Origin of the sequence: Micromonospora parva (genome assembly GCF_040649675.1) — a bacterium.
In the GTDB taxonomy this organism is placed as follows: Bacteria; Actinomycetota; Actinomycetes; order Mycobacteriales; family Micromonosporaceae; genus Micromonospora; species Micromonospora parva.
Genome location: NZ_JBEZFX010000009.1, coordinates 190,844 through 204,995 on the forward strand (window position 1 = coordinate 190,844; position 14,152 = coordinate 204,995).

Sequence of the window (14,152 nt, forward strand, 5' to 3'; positions counted from 1 at the left end):
TGCGCGCGAGTCTGCCACGTGACGGTGAGTTGTCGAGACGCCGTGGCATATTTCACCCACGGCACGGCGCTGCTTTCCGGCCGACCGTCGGGCCGTCGGTCAGGCGGTCGACCCGCTGGTCAGGGCCAACAACTCGGCGACGAACTCCGCCGGGCGCTCCAGGTGCGGGCTGTGTCCGCAGGCGGGCAGCACCACCTCGTGGTACGCCCCGCCGGCCGCCGCGTACCGGTCGAGCACCGCCCGGGTCTGGCCGACCATCGGCTGCGGCGGGCAGGCGTCCGCGCCGGGCCAGCCGGGCACCAGGTCCAGCGACCCGAGGTACGCCAGGTCGAACAGCGAGGTGTCCGAGACGATGACGTCGGCGTCGCCGCGTACCCAGGTGACCGGCGGTTTCTCGGCGACGGCCACCAGGTCGTCGGCGAGCCGGAACCAGGTCGGCGCGAGCGCGTTGAGCACGCCGCGCTCCCCCGGCGCGGTGCCCGGCCAGTTCTCCGACGACACTGCCGTGCCCGGGTAGTTGTCGTCCCCGGTCGCTGTGGAGAGCACGGTGTCCAGCAGCAGTTCCTCGTCCGCGCCGAGCGAGGCGGGATCGGCCACATAGGTGCTTCGCAGGACGGCGCGCGGGCTGGCCGGCGCGTCGGCGCTCCGGTCACGGGCGGCGAGTCGGGCCACGAAATCCCGGTTCGCGGTGCCCGCGCCGGTGCCGGCGAAGTCGGGGGTGGTCGGCGTGCCGGTCAGGTCGCGGGTGCCGCCGAAGCCGTACGGGGAGACCGGCGCGGCGAGCAGCAACGCCCCCACCCGGTGCGGGTGGTCGACCAGCAGGCTCATCGCCACCCCGCCGCCGAGGGAGTGCCCGACCACCACCGGGCGCGCGTCGGCGGCGAAGAGCGTGGGGTCGGCCAGCAGGGCGGCGACGTCGTCGGCGAAGTCCCGCAGGCCCCGGGTGGCGTCCACCGGAGCGGTCGCGGAGTCGCCGTACCCCCGCAGGTCGGGGGCGACCACCCGTAGCGTCGATGGCAGCCGGCGGACCAGCGGCTCCCAGAACAGCGCGGACGAGCAGTTGCCGTGGATCAGCAGCACCGGCGCGCCGTCCGGCGGACCGGCCACCCGTACCGCCTGGGTGATGCCGTTCGCCGTCACGATCCGCTGCTCGGTTTCCATCCGCGGCATGCTGCCACGGGTGTTCGCGCCGGTCCAGGTGTCGGACCGCCATCCAGCGCGGCAGCCCGGTGTGGCTGACCGCCAGGCGGTCAGCGGCGGGTGCCCGGCGGTGTGGCCAGGGGCAGCGGCACTGTCGGCCGGACGTCGCGCCGGGACGGGCCGAAGCTGAGCCCCACCGGGTCGGTGAGCGCCACCCCGGGGTCGAACAGGCGCAGTTCGGTACGGCCCAGCCGGATCACGTCACCGTCGGAGAGTCGTTCCACCTCGGTGATCCGCCGGTCGTTGAGCCAGGTGCCGTTTGTCGAGCCGAGGTCCCGCAGGGACGGCCCTTCCGGCGCCAGCCACACCTCGGCGTGGCGACGGCTCAGGTGCGGGTCGTTGATGACCACCTGGCCGGTCGGCGCTCGGCCGATCACCTGTATCTCGGCTCGCATACGAAAACTCGCGCCGCGCATCGGCCCACCCGCGACCGTCAACAGCGGCATCAGTTCCGGATGTTCCTCCATGGACAGTCAGCCCTCCACCCCACACCGTCACTCCGCGCGTCAGCTTGCCATCAGACGGTAGTCGTCAATACCGACCGGCCGGTCAGCCTCTCGTCACCTCCCGGCCACCTGCCGTTCGACGATTCGGGCGGGCCGCGTTCGCCACCACCACGCTGACCTGCACTGATCAACGATCGGCCGGGTTGGTGCGACGCCGGCCCCCCGGCCCCGAATCGGCGACCCTACCGGTGAGTAATCCTCGGGTCTAGACTTCCGCCATGACGGCAGTGCATATCCCGGGCGTTCCGGTCATCGAAGCGGGTCAGTTGGTCTCCACCAGCCCGGCGACCGGCGTCGAGGCCGGTCGCTTCCCGGTCGCCACCGACGCCGACGTACGGCAGGCCGTCGCCCGCACCCGCGCCGCCGGCGAGTGGTGGGCCAGCCTGGGCTTCACCGGCCGCCGTCAGCGGATGCTGCGCTGGCGCGCCCTGCTCGCCACGCGCATCGAGCAGTTGGCCGAGTTGGTGCACGTCGAGGGCGGAAAGCCGGTCGCCGACGCCATCGTCGAGATCGTCACCGCGATCGAGCACATCGACTGGGCCGCCCGTAACGCCGGGCGCGTGCTCGGCCCACGCCGGGTGCGGTCCCGGCTCATCCTCGCCGAGTTCTCCGGGCACCTCGAGTACCAGCCGTACGGGGTGGTCGGCGTCATCGGGCCGTGGAACTATCCGGTCTTCACGCCCATCGGCTCCGCCGCGTACGCCCTCGCCGCCGGTAACGGCGTGGTGCTCAAGCCGAGCGAGTACACCCCGGCCGTCGGCCAGTGGCTGGTGGACAGCTTCGCCGAGGTGGTGCCCGAGCAGCCGGTGTTCACCGCCGTGCACGGGCAGGGCGACGTGGGCGCCGCGTTGTGCCGCTCCGGCGTCGACAAGCTGGCCTTCACCGGCTCCACCGCCACCGCCCGCAAGGTGATGGCCGCCTGCGCCGAGTCGCTGACCCCGGTGCTCATCGAGGGCGGCGGCAAGGACGCCATGATCGTCGACAGCGACGCCGACCTGGACGCCGCCGCCGAGGCGTGCGTCTGGGGCGGCATGACCAACGCGGGGCAGACCTGCATCGGCATCGAGCGGGTGTACGCGGTCGACGCCGTCTTCGACACCTTCGTCGACAAGGTGGTGGCCCGCGCCGGTCGGCTTACGGTCGGGCCGCAGGGCACCGACATCGGCCCGATCACCATGCCCCAGCAGATCGACGTGATCCGTCGGCACATCGACGCCGCGATCACGTCCGGTGGGCGCGCCGTGCTCGGCGGCCCGAGCGCCGTGCAGCCGCCGTACGTCCACCCCACAGTGCTGGTGGACGTCCCGGAGGACTCGGCCGCGGTCCGCGAGGAGACCTTCGGCCCCACGCTGACCATCAGCCGGGTCCGCGACGCCGACGAGGCCGTCACCCGCGCCAACGCCCTGTCGTACGGCCTCGGTGGTTCGGTCTTCGGCCGGCGGCGCGCGGTGTCCATCGCCCGGCGGCTGCGCTCCGGGATGGCGTCGATCAACTCCACGCTGACCTTCGCCGGCATGTCCACCCTGCCGTTCGGCGGTGTCGGTGACTCCGGTTTCGGCCGGATCCACGGGGAGGACGGCCTGCGTGAGTTCGGTCGGACCAAGGCGATCACCCGACGCCGCGCCCGGTCGCTGCTGCCGTCGATGACCTTCGACCGCACCCCCACCGACGTGGCCCGGCTCGTCAAGGCCATCAAGGTCATGTACGGGAGGTAAGTGTCGGATAACCGATCATCAAGAAGGATCGGCGTATCCACATGTTTATACGCCGTGGTCGCGGCGGTACATTGCGTTAAATGGGCCCCAATCGATTGCGCTACCGCCTTGTCGACAGTGACCAGTCGTGGAGCGCCCGACGGCGTCGGCACCGCTCGGACTGGCTGGCGCGCACCTTCCCGGACATCGGCGACATGCACGTCGTCGATCTCGGTGGCCGGCTCGGCACCTGGCACCGTGCCACCGTCCGGCCGGCCCGCGTGACAGTCGTCAACCTGGAGTCGCCGCCCACCGTCGTCCCGGACTGGGCCCACGTCGAGCAGGCCGACGCCTGCGACCTGCCCCCGCACCTCGTCAAGGGCAGCTACGACCTGGTCTTCTCGAACTCCGTGCTGGAGCACGTGGGCGGGCACGAACGCCGGATCCGCTTCGCCGCCGCCGCCCGCTCCCTTGCCGACCGGCACTGGGTGCAGACGCCCTACCGCTACTTCCCCATCGAGCCACACTGGATCGCGCCGGGCATGCAGTTCCTGCCGGTCCGGCTGCGCACCGCGTTCGCCCGCCGCTGGCCGTTGGGGCACAAGCCCACCCGCAGCCACGACGCCGCCATCCACCAGGTGCTCTGGACCGAGTTGTTGGACCGCTCGCAGATGCGGCACTACTTCCCCGACTCCACCATGCTGGTGGAGCGGGTGTTCGGCCTGCCGAAGTCGCTGATCGCGGTGCGCAACGGGTAGGGCCTGTTTCGTAGGGGCGGTCGAGCCGAGGCGGAGTCCGGGCGGCGATCCGGCAAGGCGGGGTTTCGTCCGGATACCGGTGTTGTATCCGGACGAAACCGCAACGCCGCCGGTCGTCGTCCGGGCCCGCCGCAGGCCGGCCAGTTCCTACGAAACAGGCCCTAAGGCGCCGAGGGTCAGAAGAGGGTCAGCTCGTCCTTCACGATGCCGCGCAGCTTGTCGTAGTCCACCACCACACAGCGGATGCCCCGGTCGGTGGCGAGCACCCGGGCCTGCGGCTTGATCTCCTGAGCGGCGAAGACCCCGACGACCGGGCTGAGCAGCGGGTCGCGGTTCATCAACTCCAGATAGCGGGTCAGCTGCTCCACCCCGTCGATGTCGCCACGCCGCTTGACCTCGACGGCCACCGAACCGGAGTTGGCGTCCCGGCAGAGCAGGTCCACCGGGCCGATCGCCGTCATGTACTCGCGGCGGACCAGGGTGAACCCCTCACCCAGGGCACTCGGGTTGGCGGCCAGCAACTCCTGCAGGTGCGCCTCCACCCCGTCCTTGCGCAGACCCGGATCCACCCCCAACTCGTACGAGGTGTCCTGGAAGATCTCCTCCAGGGTGATCCGCAGTTCCTCGCCGGCCTTGTTGACGACCCGCCACACCCCGGGGGCCTCCTCCAGCCGGCAGGGTGGGCTCATCCAGTTCAACGGCTTGTACGCCCGGTCGTCGGCGTGAATGGACACCGACCCGTCCGCCTTCACCATCAGCAACCGGGTGGCCAGCGGCAGGTGAGCCGAGAGCCGTCCGACGTAGTCCACCGAGCACTTCGCAATGACCAACCGCACCCGACGAGGGTAGCCGAGCACCCACCGGTCGCCAGCGAGCGGCACTGGCGCGTCGATGCGATGCTGAGATCGTGTTCGAAGTCCTCACCGGCACCGGTCTCGCCGCCTCGGCGGGGCTGAACGCCTACATACCCCTGCTCATCCTCGGTCTGCTCGGCCGCTACACCGACCTGATCGACCTGCCCAGCGGCTGGACCTGGCTCGGCAACGGCTGGGTCATCGTCATCATGGCCGTACTGCTCGCCGTGGAGGTGGTGGCGGACAAGGTGCCAGTGGTCGACCACATCAACGACGTGGTGCAGACAGTGGTCCGACCCACCGCCGGTGGCCTGGCCTTCGGTGCCGGCTCCTCGTCGGAGACGGTGACGGTCAGCGACCCGGGCAGCTTCTTCTCGTCCCACCAGTGGGTGCCGGTCGTCACGGGCGTACTGCTGGCGCTGGGCGTGCACCTGCTCAAGTCGGCGGCCCGGCCCGTCGTCAACGCGGCCACCGCCGGTTTCGGCGCCCCGGTGGCCAGCACCGCCGAGGACGCCACCAGTGTGGTGGTTTCCCTGGTGGCGATCATCCTGCCGGTGCTGGTGCTCGTCTTCCTGGTCGGCCTGGCCTTCTTCATCTTCTGGTTCATCCGCCGACGTGGCGAACGACGTCGTGAACGGGAGGCTGCCCGCGCCGCCGGCTTCCGCGTCTGACGGCGGGCGGGCTCGCCGTACCGGGGTTCGCCAGGCCGACAAAAGCCTAGTATCGGGGCAGGAGCCCAGAGGAGGTCGGCATGACCGCAGCGTTGGAGATGCCCCGAGTCCAGGAATGCGTGGTCGCCGCCTGCGCGTACAACAGGTCAGGTGACTGCCACGCCTTCGCGATCACGATCGGCAGCATGGATCACGCGCACTGCCACACCTTCGTCGAGTCGCCGGTGCAGGGCGGTGTGGAGAGCCTGATCGCGCAGGTCGGCGCCTGCCAGCGCGCCGACTGCCGGCACAACGAGCAGTTGGAGTGCCACGCGGCGTCGATCAGGGTCGGCCCGGACAACGACATGGCCGACTGCATGACGTACGCCGGCCGCTGACCCGCGCCGGCCCGCCGGGGTGACGAGTGATCAGGGCAGGTCGTTGGCGCGACGGATGACCGTCACCAGGTCGTCGATGATGCCGGTGAGGGCGAAGTCCTTCGGCGTGAAGACCCGGGCGACCCCGGCCGCCCGCAGGGTGTCCGCGTCACCGGCCGGGATGATGCCGCCCACCACCACCGGCAGGTCCGCCCGTCCGGCGGCGCGCAGCCCGTCGAGCACCGCGGGCACGGCGGCCAGGTGCGACCCGGAGAGCACGGAGAGCCCGACCAGGTCGACGTCCTCCTCCACCGCGGCGGCCACAATCTGCCCCGCGGTCAACCGGATGCCCTGGTAGACCACCTCGAAGCCGGCGTCGCGGGCACGTACCGCGATCTGTTCCGCACCGTTGGAGTGCCCGTCCAGACCGGGCTTGCCGACCAGCAGCCGCAGCCGGCCGCTGCCCAGCTCCCGAGCAGTGGCGGTGACCCGCTCACGGACCGCCGCGAGACCCGGCTCCCCGCCGCCACCGGTCGCACCGGCCAGGCCGGTCGGTGCCCGGTACTCGCCGAAGACCTGGCGCAGCGCGCCGGCCCACTCGCCGGTGGTCACCCCGGCCCGCACGCACTCCACTGTCGCCGGCATCAGGTTGGCGGTGGTCGCGGCGTCCGCGCGGAGCCGGGTCAGCGCCGCGTCGACCACTGCCGCCTCCCGGTCGGCCCGCCACCGGCGTACGCCATCCACGGCGGCCGCCTCGACGGCGGGATCGACCTGTTCGACGGCGCCCGCACCAGCGGCGGTCAGCGGCGAGGGTTCGGTCTCGGTGTACCTGTTGACCCCGACCACCACGTCGGCGCCGGACTCCATCCGGCGACGACGGTCGGCCAGCGAGGCGACCAGCGCGCTCTTGAGGTAGCCGGTCTCCACGGCGGCGACGACACCGCCCAGTTCCAGCACCTTGTCCAGCTCGGTCCGCGCCCCGGTGACGATGTCGTCGACCAGCGCGGTCATCACGTGCGAGCCGGCGAAGAGGTCGGGATATTCGAGCAGATCCGACTCGTACGCCAGGACCTGCTGCATCCGCAGCGACCACTGCTGGTCCCAGGGGCGGGGCAGGCCGAGCGCCTCGTTCCAGGCGGGCAGTTGGACCGCCCGGGCCCGGGCGTCACGGGACATCGTCACGCCGAGCATCTCCAGCACGATGCGCTGGATGTTGTTCTCCGGCTGCGCCTCGGTGAGGCCGAGCGAGTTGACCTGCACGCCGTAGCGGAACCGCCGCTGTCGGGCGTCGGTGACCCCGTACCGGTCCCGGGTGATCTCGTCCCAGAGCACGCCGAACGCGCGCATCTTGGCGATCTCCTCGACGAAGCGCACCCCGGCGTTGACGAAGAACGAGATCCGCTGGACCACGTCGCCCATCCGTTCGGCGGGCACCTGGCCGGAGTCGCGAACCGCGTCGAGCACGGCGACCGCGGTGGCCAGCGCGAAGCCGACCTCCTGCACGGGCGTGGCGCCGGCCTCCTGCAGGTGGTACGAGCAGATGTTGACCGGGTTCCACCGGGGCATCTCGCGCAGCGTGTACGCCACCACGTCGGCGGTGAGCCGCAGCGACGCCGCCGGCGGAAAGATGTAGGTGCCCCGGGACAGGTACTCCTTGATGATGTCGTTCTGGGTGGTGCCGGCGCAGCGGGTCAGGTCGGCGCCCTGCTCCAGCCCGACGGTGCCGTACAGGGCGAGCAGCCACATCGCCGGGGCGTTGATGGTCATCGAGGTGTTCGTGTCGGCGAGCGGGAGACCGTCGAAGAGCGCCCGCATGTCGCCGAGGTGGGCCACCGGCACACCGACCCGTCCGACCTCACCGGCGGCGAGTTCGTGGTCCGGGTCGTACCCGGTCTGGGTGGGCAGGTCGAAGGCGACCGAGAGCCCGGTCTGCCCCTTCGCCAGGTTGCGGCGGAAGAGGGCGTTGGTCGCCGCTGCCGACGAGTGGCCGGCGTAGGTGCGCATCACCCACGGGCGGTCCCGCTCGGGCAGCCGCCCCGGGAATGCCGTCTCATCCATGGCCGGAGTCTAAGTTACCGTTCAGTAAAAAGGGCTGTGCAAAACCACACAGGTCCATGTCGGGGACGTCCGGGTGTCAAGTTCCCGCAGTGGCGCGGACCGCCACACCCCGGGCACCATGCGGGCCGGGTCAGGACGCACACTGGACGGCATGGATGACGAGCTGGCCATCTCCGTACGTGGGCTGCGCAAGGCGTACGGCGACAACGTAGCGGTGGCGGGCGTGGATCTCGACGTGCACCGCGGCGAGGTGTTCGCGTTGCTCGGCCCGAACGGCGCCGGCAAGACCACCACCGTGGAGATCCTGGAGGGTTACCGGCACCGGGATGCCGGCGAGGTCTCCGTGCTCGGCGCGGACCCGGCCCACCCGGACATCGACTGGCGCTCCCGGGTCGGCATCGTGCTCCAGGGCACCGGCGAGTTCGACGAGCTGACAGTGGCCGAGGTGATTCGGCACTTCTCCGGCTTCTATGCCGACGCCGACGACCCGGCGAAGGTGATCGAGCGGGTCGGGTTGGCCGGCAAGGCGAAGGCCCGGACGCACACCCTCTCCGGCGGGCAGAAGCGCCGCCTGGACGTGGCGCTGGGCATCATCGGCCGACCGGAGCTGCTCTTCCTCGACGAGCCGACCACCGGCTTCGACCCGGAGGCCCGCCGCGAGTTCTGGGAGCTGATCCGCGACCTCGCCGCCGCCGGCACCACCATCGTGCTCACCACCCACTACCTGGACGAGGCCGAGGCCCTCGCCGACCGGGTCGGCGTGATCGCCGGCGGTCGACTGGTGGAGGTGGCCGCTCCCAACCGGCTGGGCAATCGACAGGAGGCCCTCGCCACGGTCTCCTGGCGTACCCCAGAAGGGACAGTGGAGAGCGCGCAGACCGCGACGCCGACGGCCTTCGTGGCCGACCTCGCCGCGCGCCACGGCGGTGAGGTCCCCGGTCTCACGGTGACCCGGCCGACCCTGGAGGACGTCTACCTCACGATGATCGGACACTCGCGATGACGACCACGACGAAGCCGGCGACGCCGGTCACCGCGACCCGCGGCCGGCGGCCGGGCGCCGGCGCGCTCGCCCTGCGCCAGGGCCGACTGGAGATCACCCAGTTCCTGCGCAGCCGGGAGTCCGTCGTCTTCACGATGGGGTTCCCGGTCATCATGATCCTGATCTTCGCGTCGATCTTCGACGGGACGATCGGCGGCGGAGTGAAGTTCACCCAGTACTTCATCACCGGCATGATCGCGACCGGCCTGATGACGGTGAGCTTCCAGAACCTCGGTATCTGGATCCCCGTCGAACGGGATCGGGGCGTGCTCAAGCGCTACCGGGGCACGCCGATGCCGAAGTGGGTCTGGTTCGCCGGCAAGGTGATCATGGTGATCGTGATCGGCATCGCCGAGACGGCGCTGCTGCTGGCCTTCGCGGTGGCGCTGTTCGACCTCGACCTGCCGGGCACCGCCGGGAAGTGGCTTACCTTCGGCTGGGTCGCCGTGCTCGGGGTGACCGCGTGCACCCTGTCCGGCATCGCCATCTCGTCGCTGGCCCGCACCGCCCGCAGCGGCTCGGCGGTGGTCACCCCGGTCTCGCTGATCCTTCAGTTCATCTCCGGGGTGTTCTTCGTCTTCACCGACCTGCCCACCTGGATGCAGCAGGTGGCGGCGCTCTTCCCGCTCAAGTGGATGTGCCAGGGGCTGCGGGCGGTCTTCCTGCCGGAAAGCTTCGGCGCCCAGGAGCCGGGCGGGTCGTTCGAGCTGGGCCGGGTGGCGCTGGTGCTCGCCCTGTGGTGCGTGATCGGCCTGGTGGTCTGCCTGACCACCTTCCGCTGGACCACCAAGCGCGACGGCTGAGCGGCCGGCCGGGGCGGTTGACCGCCCCGGCCGCCACACCTCAGTACGTGTAGAAGCCCTTGCCGGTCTTGCGGCCCAGGTCGCCGGCGGTGACCATCCGCTGGAGCAGCTCCGGCGGGAAGAACTTCTCGTCGGCCGTGTCGGTGTAGATGTTCTTCGAGGCGTGCAGCAGCACGTCCACGCCGGTCAGGTCGGTGGTGGCCAGCGGACCCATGGCGTGCCCGAAGCCCAGCCGGCAGGCGGTGTCCAGGTCCTCCGCCGACACCACGCCGGACTCGACCAGCTTGACCGCCTCCATCACCAGGGCGGAGATCAGCCGGGTGGTGACGAAACCGGCGATGTCCCGGTTGACCACCACGACCGTCTTGCCGATCTCCTCGGCGAAGGCCCGCGCGGTGTCCAGGGTGGCGTCGGTGGTCTTGTAGCCGCGAACCAGCTCGCAGAGCTGCATCATCGGCACCGGGGAGAAGAAGTGGGTGCCGACGACCGCCTCGGGCCGCTCGGTCACCGCGGCGATCTGGGTGACCGGAATGGCCGACGTGTTGGTGGCGAGCACCGCGTCCGACTTGCAGATCTTGTCCAGGGCGCGGAACACCTCGTGCTTGATCTCCAGGCGCTCGAAGACCGCCTCGACCACGATGTCCGCGTCCGCCGCCGCCTCCAGGTCGGTGGTCGGGGTGATCCGCGCCAGCGTCGCCTCGACCTCGGACGCCTCGATCTTGCCCTTCTCGGCGAACTTCTCCAGTGACTTCCGAATGCCGCCCAGACCCCGGGTGGTGGCCGCGTCGTCCAGGTCGCGCAGCGTCACCTGCCAGCCCGCCTGCGCCGCCACCTGGGCGATGCCGGAACCCATCAACCCGGCCCCGACGACCGCGAGTCGACCCGCCATCTGTTTCTCCCTCGCTGCGATTGAGTGCCTGCCTGCACCCTAGTCGGCGAGCCTGAACGATGGCTAAGTGGCGGTCGGGACGGGTCGCTGAGAGCCGACCTCAGATCTCCAGCGCCGGCTCCTCCGGCGTGGTGCCCCGCTCGACAGCCACCCCGAGCGCCCGCAGGTCGGCCACGAAGTCCGGGTAGCCCCGGTCGACGTGATGCACGTGGGAGACCTCGGTGACCCCGTCCGCGCAGAGCCCGGCGATGATCAGCCCCGCGCCGGCACGGATGTCGGTGGCCCGCACCGGGGCGCCGGAGAGCCGGTCCCGTCCCCGGACCACGGCGTGATGCCCGTCGGTCTTGATGTCCGCGCCGAGCCGCATCATCTCGTTGGCGAACATGAACCGGCCGTCGAAGATGTTCTCGGTGATCAGCGACGCGCCGTCACTGACCGCCGCCAGCCCGATCGCCATCGGCAGCAGGTCGGTGGCGAAGCCGGGGTACGGCAGCGTCACCACGTCCACCGCCCGGGGCCGCTCGTCCATCCGTACCCGGAAGCCGTCCCCCCGCGTCTCCACCAGCCCGCCGGCGGCGACCACCTTGTCCAGCGCGACCTCCAGGAAGGCCGGGTCCAGCCCGGTCACCGTCACGTCGCCCCGGGTCATCGCCGCGCCGAACGCCCAGGTGCCGGCAACGATCCGGTCCCCCACCGTGGCGTGGCGCACCGGGCGCAGACCGGGCACACCGGTGATCCGCAACGTGGACGTGCCCGCGCCGGCGATGCGCGCGCCCATCTGGTTGAGCATCGTGCAGATGTCGACGATCTCCGGCTCCCGCGCCGCGTTGTCGATCATCGTGGTGCCCTGGGCCAGCACCGCCGCCATCACCAGGTTCTCGGTGGCGCCGACGCTGGGAAAGTCCAGCATGATGTCCGCGCCACGCAGCCCGTGCGGGGCGGACGCGATGACGAACCCGTGCTCACCGGAGATCTCGGCGCCCATCCGGGTCAGCCCGGAGATGTGCATGTCCAACCCCCGCGACCCGATCGCGTCGCCGCCGGGATGGGCCACCCGCACGTACCCCCGGCGCGCCAGCAGCGGGCCGAGCACGCAGATCGACGCGCGCAACCGGCGGACCAGGTCGTAGTCGGCCTCCGCGCCCGGCTGCTCGGGTACGTCGATCGTCACCGACCGGGACCGGGCCACGCCACCACGAGCGACCATCGGGTCGACCGGGTCGTCCGCGTCGAACTGGACGTCGCAGCCCAGTCGGCGCAGCACCTCCCCCATGATCGCGATGTCGGTGATCCGGGGCACGTTGGTGATCACGCTGCGGCCGGGGGCGAGCAGCGCCGCCGCCATCAGCTTCAACGCCGAGTTCTTGGCACCGACCACGTGCACGGTGCCGGCCAGTCGGGCGTCACCGCGGACCCGGATGACGTCGACGTCGTTGACCGCCGGATCGCCGGCGTCGCCGGGGCCCACCACCACCGGCCAGCCGGCGGTGCTGTCCGGCCGCGCCGGGATCGTCAGGTCGGGTATCCGTAGGCTGTGCGTCATGGCCGTCCACCTCACGCGCATCTACACCAAGGCCGGCGATGCCGGCATGACCAGGCTGAGCAACAACGAGCAGGTGCCGAAGACCGATCCGCGGATCGCCGCGTACGCGGATGTCGACGAGTGCAACGCGGCGATCGGCGTCGCGCTCGCGCTGGGAAACCTCGACGAGGAGCTTCGCGGCGTGCTGGGGTCGGTGCAGAACGACCTGTTCGACGTCGGCGCCGACCTGTCCACCCCGGTCGAGCCGGAGCCGAAGTACCCGCCGCTGCGGGTGACCGAGGAGTACGTCGAGCGCCTGGAGGGCTGGTGCGACGAGTACAACGCGCGCCTGAGCAAGCTCGACTCCTTCATCCTCCCCGGCGGCACCGCAGGCGCGGCGCTGCTGCACGTGGCGCGGACCGTCGCCCGGCGTGCCGAACGGGCGGCGTGGGCGCTGGTCGCCCACGATCCGGACCGAACCAGCACGCTCCCGGCAAAGTATCTCAACCGGCTCTCCGATCTGCTCTTTATCCTGTCAAGAACGGCAAATCCGGCAGGAGATGTGCTATGGGTGCCGGGCGGCAAGCGCTGAACGTCGGCACTCCGCACCACGTCAAGAGGGGGATTCCCCGATCTGACCGCTGCCACGCGTCGCCAAGGCCGACTCGTCCTCCGGCGCCCCGCCACGGCCAGGGCTGACCTCCTGACGGTTCAGTGTCTAGATCGACTCGGGTTCCATGAAGTCGGGCCATCCTGGCCACCAGGACACCACGGTTTCAAGAAACCCGAGTCGATCACCGCGCCCGGCCACTGAACAGGCGAGACTCGACTTTCTCAGGCAACGGCAGGGGATTGATAACCACGCCGGAACGACGCACGGCGTGGCGGACGGGTTTCCGGGGCAGCCCGCCCGGCGCAGGGATCAAGCCTGACCGCCCGGAGCCGGGCGGGCTGCCCCGGAAACCCGAAAGAGCAACCGGCCGAAGAGCAGCTCAGGCAGCAGGCCAGTCCTGGGAGGCCATACGCGGCGAGACCGCCCCCGGAGGGGCGGCCTCGAGCCAAGAGAGAAAACCGGTAACTGTCGATCGCGCCATGGCAATCTCCACCGGTGCGTGGTGACTGGTACAGCGGAGAATCACCCAGTCGGCCGGCATGGAGAACCGTTCCTGACCTTCGGGCAACCGGCGGCGCTCCACGGCCAGCCCTTTACGGGAGAGCACCCGCTTGGGCCGGATGGCGAAGCTGAACATGCGGTACCAGCGCAGCTCGTCACCGACGAACCGACCGAAGCCGGGCGACCAGCCACGGCCGTCGAGCATGGTGGAGACCCGGACGCTGAGCCGGATGATGCCACCGCTGCGGGTGACCAGAGCTCGCCGGACGAAGAGGATCAGAAGCGCGCCGAGGATGACGACAACGCCGATTCCGAAACCTTCGACGATCTCCATCCCCGGTGTGGCTCAGCGGCTCTGCGCGGAGACCGGGGTTGCGCTCTCGGCCAACACGGTGACACCGTCGGCGCTCACCGAGAGGAAGCCACCGGCCACCTCGTAGGCGACCTGCTCACCGCCGGCGAGCTTGATGCGCACCTGGCCGGGCTCGGCGAGCTGGCCGAGAAGCGGCGCGTGCCCCGGCAGGACACCGAGCTCGCCCTCGGTCGTCCGGGCGACGACCATCTCGGCGTCACCGGACCAGACCTTCTCCTCGACGGCGACGAGCTCGACGTGAAGCTGCTGTGCCACGCTGTCTCCTTGCTGCGGCTACGGATTGCCGAAAGTCTAGCCTGACGGCGCGGCGCG

At 70.8% G+C, this 14,152-nt stretch carries 15 protein-coding genes; 7 read left to right on the forward strand and 8 right to left on the reverse strand.

Annotated features, from left to right (window positions below):
- Nucleotides 1–99 precede the first annotated feature (99 nt).
- Nucleotides 100–1,170 carry an alpha/beta hydrolase gene (locus tag AB0C03_RS23255; protein ID WP_209444570.1) on the reverse strand — a complete coding sequence of 357 codons (1,071 nt, stop codon included), beginning with the start codon at nucleotides 1,168–1,170 and terminating at the stop codon, nucleotides 100–102.
- Nucleotides 1,171–1,250: 80 nt separating this feature from the next.
- Nucleotides 1,251–1,667, reverse strand: a complete 417-nt coding sequence (locus AB0C03_RS23260) for an FHA domain-containing protein (RefSeq protein WP_210861176.1) — start codon at nucleotides 1,665–1,667, stop codon at nucleotides 1,251–1,253.
- A gap of 257 nt (nucleotides 1,668–1,924) precedes the next feature.
- Between AB0C03_RS23260 and AB0C03_RS23265 the strand changes: the two genes are divergently transcribed.
- Together AB0C03_RS23265 and AB0C03_RS23270 are read left to right on the forward strand one after the other, a co-directional pair.
- Nucleotides 1,925–3,421, forward strand: a complete 1,497-nt coding sequence (locus AB0C03_RS23265; protein WP_210861178.1) for an aldehyde dehydrogenase family protein — start codon at nucleotides 1,925–1,927, stop codon at nucleotides 3,419–3,421.
- A gap of 80 nt (nucleotides 3,422–3,501) precedes the next feature.
- On the forward strand, nucleotides 3,502–4,158 hold the full coding sequence (locus AB0C03_RS23270) for a methyltransferase domain-containing protein (protein WP_030333206.1): 657 nt from the start codon (nucleotides 3,502–3,504) through the stop codon (nucleotides 4,156–4,158).
- A gap of 176 nt (nucleotides 4,159–4,334) precedes the next feature.
- Here the strand turns inward: AB0C03_RS23270 and nucS are convergent, their stop codons facing one another.
- Entirely contained in the window at nucleotides 4,335–4,994 is a 660-nt protein-coding gene (gene nucS / locus AB0C03_RS23275) for an endonuclease NucS (RefSeq protein WP_030333204.1), read from the reverse strand.
- A gap of 71 nt (nucleotides 4,995–5,065) precedes the next feature.
- On the opposite strand from nucS, the gene AB0C03_RS23280 reads away from it, so the two are divergent.
- Together AB0C03_RS23280 and AB0C03_RS23285 are read left to right on the forward strand one after the other, a co-directional pair.
- Nucleotides 5,066–5,683 carry a DUF4126 domain-containing protein gene (locus AB0C03_RS23280; protein WP_030333202.1) on the forward strand — a complete coding sequence of 206 codons (618 nt, stop codon included), beginning with the start codon at nucleotides 5,066–5,068 and terminating at the stop codon, nucleotides 5,681–5,683.
- An 80-nt stretch (nucleotides 5,684–5,763) separates the two neighbouring features.
- Nucleotides 5,764–6,060 (forward strand): DUF1540 domain-containing protein, encoded by a 297-nt coding sequence (locus AB0C03_RS23285; RefSeq protein ID WP_357638806.1) that lies wholly within the window; start codon nucleotides 5,764–5,766, stop codon nucleotides 6,058–6,060.
- A 30-nt stretch (nucleotides 6,061–6,090) separates the two neighbouring features.
- Here the strand turns inward: AB0C03_RS23285 and AB0C03_RS23290 are convergent, their stop codons facing one another.
- Nucleotides 6,091–8,097, reverse strand: a complete 2,007-nt coding sequence (locus tag AB0C03_RS23290; RefSeq protein ID WP_030333199.1) for a protein meaA — start codon at nucleotides 8,095–8,097, stop codon at nucleotides 6,091–6,093.
- 151 nt (nucleotides 8,098–8,248) lie between these two features.
- Between AB0C03_RS23290 and AB0C03_RS23295 the strand changes: the two genes are divergently transcribed.
- Together AB0C03_RS23295 and AB0C03_RS23300 are read left to right on the forward strand one after the other, a co-directional pair.
- Nucleotides 8,249–9,100 (forward strand): ABC transporter ATP-binding protein, encoded by an 852-nt coding sequence (locus AB0C03_RS23295; RefSeq protein ID WP_030333197.1) that lies wholly within the window; start codon nucleotides 8,249–8,251, stop codon nucleotides 9,098–9,100.
- Entirely contained in the window at nucleotides 9,097–9,942 is an 846-nt protein-coding gene (locus tag AB0C03_RS23300) for an ABC transporter permease (RefSeq protein ID WP_030333195.1), read from the forward strand. Before AB0C03_RS23295 ends, AB0C03_RS23300 begins: the two co-directional genes overlap by 4 nt.
- A gap of 40 nt (nucleotides 9,943–9,982) precedes the next feature.
- On the opposite strand, the gene AB0C03_RS23305 is transcribed toward AB0C03_RS23300, so the two are convergent.
- Nucleotides 9,983–10,831: a 3-hydroxyacyl-CoA dehydrogenase family protein gene (locus AB0C03_RS23305; protein WP_030333194.1), complete on the reverse strand. Its 849-nt coding sequence runs from the start codon at nucleotides 10,829–10,831 to the stop codon at nucleotides 9,983–9,985.
- A gap of 100 nt (nucleotides 10,832–10,931) precedes the next feature.
- Entirely contained in the window at nucleotides 10,932–12,374 is a 1,443-nt protein-coding gene (murA, locus tag AB0C03_RS23310; RefSeq protein ID WP_030333192.1) for a UDP-N-acetylglucosamine 1-carboxyvinyltransferase, read from the reverse strand.
- Here murA and AB0C03_RS23315 point away from each other — a divergent pair.
- Nucleotides 12,373–12,945, forward strand: a complete 573-nt coding sequence (locus tag AB0C03_RS23315) for a cob(I)yrinic acid a,c-diamide adenosyltransferase (protein ID WP_279519245.1) — start codon at nucleotides 12,373–12,375, stop codon at nucleotides 12,943–12,945. The genes murA and AB0C03_RS23315 overlap by 2 nt on opposite strands.
- A gap of 400 nt (nucleotides 12,946–13,345) precedes the next feature.
- On the opposite strand, the gene AB0C03_RS23320 is transcribed toward AB0C03_RS23315, so the two are convergent.
- On the reverse strand, nucleotides 13,346–13,801 hold the full coding sequence (locus AB0C03_RS23320) for a DUF2550 domain-containing protein (RefSeq protein WP_030333188.1): 456 nt from the start codon (nucleotides 13,799–13,801) through the stop codon (nucleotides 13,346–13,348).
- A 12-nt stretch (nucleotides 13,802–13,813) separates the two neighbouring features.
- Nucleotides 13,814–14,095, reverse strand: a complete 282-nt coding sequence (locus AB0C03_RS23325) for a F0F1 ATP synthase subunit epsilon (RefSeq protein ID WP_030333186.1) — start codon at nucleotides 14,093–14,095, stop codon at nucleotides 13,814–13,816.
- Nucleotides 14,096–14,152: the final 57 nt, after the last annotated feature.

What these genes read in the sequence shown, in the direction of transcription:
- AB0C03_RS23270 (WP_030333206.1), top strand. Translation starts at nt 3,502, where the DNA reads ATGGGCCCCAATCGATTGCGCTACCGCCTTGTCGACAGTGACCAGTCG.
- AB0C03_RS23265 (WP_210861178.1), top strand. Translation starts at nt 1,925, where the DNA reads ATGACGGCAGTGCATATCCCGGGCGTTCCGGTCATCGAAGCGGGTCAG.
- AB0C03_RS23260 (WP_210861176.1), bottom strand. Translation starts at nt 1,667, where the DNA reads ATGGAGGAACATCCGGAACTGATGCCGCTGTTGACGGTCGCGGGTGGG.
- AB0C03_RS23285 (WP_357638806.1), top strand. Translation starts at nt 5,764, where the DNA reads ATGACCGCAGCGTTGGAGATGCCCCGAGTCCAGGAATGCGTGGTCGCC.
- AB0C03_RS23300 (WP_030333195.1), top strand. Translation starts at nt 9,097, where the DNA reads ATGACGACCACGACGAAGCCGGCGACGCCGGTCACCGCGACCCGCGGC.
- AB0C03_RS23315 (WP_279519245.1), top strand. Translation starts at nt 12,373, where the DNA reads ATGGCCGTCCACCTCACGCGCATCTACACCAAGGCCGGCGATGCCGGC.
- AB0C03_RS23255 (WP_209444570.1), bottom strand. Translation starts at nt 1,170, where the DNA reads ATGCCGCGGATGGAAACCGAGCAGCGGATCGTGACGGCGAACGGCATC.
- AB0C03_RS23320 (WP_030333188.1), bottom strand. Translation starts at nt 13,801, where the DNA reads ATGGAGATCGTCGAAGGTTTCGGAATCGGCGTTGTCGTCATCCTCGGC.
- AB0C03_RS23305 (WP_030333194.1), bottom strand. Translation starts at nt 10,831, where the DNA reads ATGGCGGGTCGACTCGCGGTCGTCGGGGCCGGGTTGATGGGTTCCGGC.
- AB0C03_RS23295 (WP_030333197.1), top strand. Translation starts at nt 8,249, where the DNA reads ATGGATGACGAGCTGGCCATCTCCGTACGTGGGCTGCGCAAGGCGTAC.
- murA (WP_030333192.1), bottom strand. Translation starts at nt 12,374, where the DNA reads ATGACGCACAGCCTACGGATACCCGACCTGACGATCCCGGCGCGGCCG.
- AB0C03_RS23290 (WP_030333199.1), bottom strand. Translation starts at nt 8,097, where the DNA reads ATGGATGAGACGGCATTCCCGGGGCGGCTGCCCGAGCGGGACCGCCCG.